The sequence below is a fragment of the Paraburkholderia sp. genome (assembly GCF_034668105.1).
Taxonomy (GTDB): Bacteria; Pseudomonadota; Gammaproteobacteria; order Burkholderiales; family Burkholderiaceae; genus Paraburkholderia.
Genome location: NZ_JAXDPY010000248.1, coordinates 1 through 4334 on the forward strand (window position 1 = coordinate 1; position 4334 = coordinate 4334).

General features: G+C 62.2%; 3 protein-coding genes. 1 reads left to right on the top strand and 2 read right to left on the bottom strand.

What is annotated here, in order from left to right; genetic code table 11:
• Positions 1-126 precede the first annotated feature (126 nt).
• Positions 127-1173 carry a S1C family serine protease gene (locus tag QOC89_RS11695; RefSeq protein WP_323045160.1) on the top strand — a complete coding sequence of 349 codons (1047 nt, stop codon included), beginning with the start codon at positions 127-129 and terminating at the stop codon, positions 1171-1173.
• Positions 1174-1432: 259 nt separating this feature from the next.
• On the opposite strand, the gene ggt is transcribed toward QOC89_RS11695, so the two are convergent.
• Both ggt and QOC89_RS11705 read right to left on the bottom strand, forming a co-directional pair.
• On the bottom strand, positions 1433-3166 hold the full coding sequence (ggt, locus tag QOC89_RS11700; protein WP_323045161.1) for a gamma-glutamyltransferase: 1734 nt from the start codon (positions 3164-3166) through the stop codon (positions 1433-1435).
• 124 nt (positions 3167-3290) lie between these two features.
• Positions 3291-4334 (bottom strand): MFS transporter (locus QOC89_RS11705; protein ID WP_323045162.1); only part of this gene is annotated, 1044 nt, incomplete at its 5' end.

Below are 4334 nucleotides of genomic sequence, written 5' to 3' on the forward strand. Positions count from 1 at the left end.
CGGCGTTCGCACTCGCCGACCTCGGAAAGTGTCTCACACCCCCAGCCCCGCGCCCTGCGCCCGCCCCGCACTTGAAAACCCGCCCGCCGCCCTGCATCTCGATTTCCGTTTATCCGGAGCATCGCCATGGGAAGCCGTCCACGCTTCATCGATGACCTGTCGCGCGCCGCACCCGACGCCCCCGGGTCCAATCCACTCAACGCCTTATCCGACGACGCCCTGCTCGACGCCTATTCCCGCACCGTAATCGGCGCGCTGGAACGCGTGCAGCAGGCGGTCGCCTTCATTTCCGTCGAACGCCGGCTGCCTGGCGCGCCATCCGCGCATGACAGCCGCGGCGCGCGCGGCGGCACCGGCTCGGGCTTTCTGTTCACACCCGACGGCTATCTGCTCACCAACAGCCACGTCGTACACGGCGCCACGCACATCACGGTGACACTCGCCGACGGCGCGAAATTCGACGCCGATCTGGTCGGCGACGACCCCGGCAGCGATCTCGCCGTCCTGCGCATCGGCTCGCCGGAACCATTGCCCCACGTCGAACTCGGCGAATCGTCGAAACTGCGGGTCGGGCAGATTGCGATCGCGGTAGGCAACCCGCTCGGCCTCGCCCAAACCGTGACAACGGGCGTGGTCTCGGCACTCGGCCGCTCGCTGCGCTCGAATTCGGGTCGCATGATCTACGACGTGATCCAGACGGACGCCGCGCTCAATCCCGGCAATTCGGGGGGTCCGCTGATCAATTCGGCGGGCCAGGTGATCGGCGTGAACACTGCGATCATTCCTGGCGCGCAAGCGATCTGCTTCGCCACCGCGATCGATACGGCCAAGTGGGTCATCATGCAGATCTTCGCGCACGGCCGCGTGCGGCGCGCATACATCGGCGTGGCCGGCACCACAAGGCCGCTGTCGCGCCGCGTGCAGCGCTATTTCGGTTTGAGCGTGGAGAGTGGCGTGAACGTGATGGAACTCGTCAAAGGCAGTCCCGCCGCCCTCGGCGGTCTGCGCACCGACGACACGATCGTCGCGATCGATACGCTTGCGGTGCAAGACGTCGATAGCCTGCAACGCACGCTCGACGCGTCGCGGATCGACAAGCCGGTCAACGTGACCGTGCTGCGAGGCGCGCAACGGCTCGAATTGACCCTGACGCCGGTCGAACAGACAAGCTGATTGGCCCGACGACTAGCTGCTGAGACGACCTCGGGTTCAGTCAACTCGCGGGTAGAAAAGCCTCACGCTCCATCAATCTCGCGAATGAGAAAGCCCGCATCTTTTTCGATCGATCTCGCGGATAAGAAAGTCTTCACGCGCCAACAACCTCGCGGATAAAAAAGACCTCGCGCTCAATTGAGCGCGAGGTCTTTTTCCTGCGTGCGGCGCATCCTCAAAGATGCGCCGCTCAGATACCAGAACGAGTTAGATCAAACGCTCACTGGATCACTCGCGTGACACCTCGGCCGCGCGGATCGGCGGCGGCTTCCGGCGTATCGCCATTGACCTTGATCGCCTGAATGTCGCCGCTGAAATCCTGTCCCTTCAGCGTGTAGCCCTTCGCTTCGATCTGCTTGGCGAGTTCGCCGTCGATCGGCTTGTACGGCTCCCAGAAGATCGTGTTCGGCGGCAACAGCTGGTGATGGAAGCGCATCGCGGCCACGGCGTCCGGCAACGGCATGTTGAAGTCGTAGACGTTGTTGATCACCTGGAAGATCGACGTGAAGATGCGCGAGCCGCCCGGCGTGCCGATCACGAGCGACACCTTGCCGTCCCTGGTCAGAATCGTCGGGCTCATCGACGACAACGGGCGCTTCTTCGGTTCGATAGAATTCGCGTCGCTGCCCACCACGCCGAACATGTTCGCCACGCCCGGCTTCGCGGAGAAGTCGTCCATTTCGTCATTCAGCACGATGCCCGTGCGATCCGCCACCACGCCCGAGCCGAAGTAACCGTTGATGGTGTAGGTGTTCGACACGGCATTACCCCACTTGTCGATCACCGAGAAGTGCGTGGTTTCCGCTTTCTCAGGCATCGACGTGCCGAGACCGGCCTGAATGCTCTTCGTGTCCGAAGGCGAATTCGGATTGACTTCCGCTGCACGCTTGGCGATGTAGGCGTCGTCGGTCAGTTGGGCGACCGGTACCTGGTAGAAGTCGGGATCGCCGAGATACTGCGCGCGATCGGCGAACACGCGCTTCTCGATTTCCGCGATCAGGTGCACGTACTGTGCCGAGTTGAGCGTGACGTCCTTGAAGTCAGGCGCAATATCGGCCTTCATCTTCAGCAACTGCACGAGACCGATACCGCCCGAACTCGGGGGCGGCGCGGTGATCACGCGATAGCCGTTCCAGTCCGCCTGGATCGGCTGACGCCACACCGCCTTGTACTGTTGCAGGTCGGCCTTCGTAATCAGGCCGTGGCCGCGCATGGACGCCGCGATCAGATCGGCCGTCTTGCCCTGGTAGAAATCTTTTGCGCCCTGATCCGAAATGCGCTGCAGCACAGCGGCGAGATCCGGTTGCTTGAAGTTGACGCCCTGCTTCAGGTTGCCGAAGTAGGTGTCGAAGTTGGTCTTGCCGGCAAAATCTTTCGCGGCGTCGTCGCGGCGCTGCTGCAATTGCTCGCTGACTTCGAAACCGTCGCGCGCGTAGTGGATGGCCGGTGCGAGCACCTGCTTCCACTTGAGCTTGCCGAAGCGGCGCTGTGCCTGCCACATGCCGTCGACGGTGCCCGGCACGCCGACCGCGCGATAGCCGAACAGGCTCATGCCCTTGATGACCTCGCCCTTGTCGTCGAGATACATGTTCCTGGTCGCGGCCAGCGGAGCGCGCTCGCGATAGTCGAGGAAGTACGGCTTCCCGTCGACATAGAGCGTCATGAAACCGCCACCGCCGATGTTGCCCGCTTCCGGATACGTCACGGCAAGCGTGAAGGCAATCGCGACGGCTGCGTCGACGGCATTGCCGCCTTCCTTGAAGATCTGTTCCGCGGCGTCGGCGCTGTATTTGTCGGCCACCGCGATGGCGGAGGCTGTAAGAACCGCCGGTTGCGCTTTCGCGGGCGCTTTGGCAAAGGCCGGCGTGGCCTCGAGAAAGCCGGTTGAAACAGTAACGAGTGCGACTAGCGCAAGTCCGCTAGCGGACGATTTGGCATTGTGAAACAACTTCATTGGATGTCCCCCAAGACGACTTGTTCATCTGACAGAAACGAAAGCTGCCTTCGGCTTATAACATGCCGCTCCACCATTTGCGAAGCCTGTTGCACGCATGTGGTGCATCTTGCGGCACACAAATTCAGACGCTGCCGCGAGCGCCGCGCGCGATTTCATCGCCCGCTCCCTGCGGCAAACGCGCGGTCACTGGAATCGACAGGACCGAGAACAATCCGACCACCAGAAACGCCGGCCAGAAGTCGGAGAAGACGATCGTCGAGTGACCCTGCACGTTGTGCGAAATCTGCAGCACGATGCCGCCGATCGTCACGCCGAGCCCCAGCGAAAGCTGCTGGATCACACTGGCGACACTCGTCGCCCGTCCCACGTCGCGGCTCGGAATGTCCGCGTACGCGAGGCTATTCAACGAGGTGAACTGCAACGACGGGAAGAAGCCGCCGAACAACACCACACACCAGATCAACCAATGTGGCGTACCGGGAAAGAACAGCCCGTACACCGCGATGGCGAGACCCGCGCAGCCGGCATTGAACATCAGCACCGTGCGAAAACCGAAACGCCCGAGAATGCGCGACGCCGCCGCCTTCATGAACAGCGATCCGAACGCGGATGCGCAGGTGATCGACCCCGACTTGAACGCGGTCATGCCCAAGCCTTCCTGCAACGCAAGCGGCAATAGAAACGGCACCGCGCCGAGGCCGATGCGAAATAGCGAGCCGCCCACCACACTCGCGTGAAAACTCGGAATGCGCAACAGCCGCAAATCGAGCACCGGCAACTCGACGCGGTTCGCATACAGCGTGTACATCCCCAGCAGCACCACGCCGATCACGCACATGCTGATCGATACCGTATTGGACACGAGTTCGCCGCCTATCAGCGAGAGTCCCAGCATGAACAGTGCAGCACCGCTCGCCGACATCGCAAAACCGGTCCAGTCGAGCCGCCCGGGATGCGCTTCACGCACGTTGGCAATGTGCCTGTTTGCCAGCCAGATACCCAGCAGGCCGATTGGAATATTGATGAAGAAAATCAGACGCCAGTGCAGATAAGTCGTGATGAAGCCGCCGAGCGGTGGGCCAACTACCGGCCCGAGCAGCGCGGGCACCGTCAGATAGTTGACCGCACGGATAAAGTCCGACTTGGGCACCGAGCGGAAAATGAT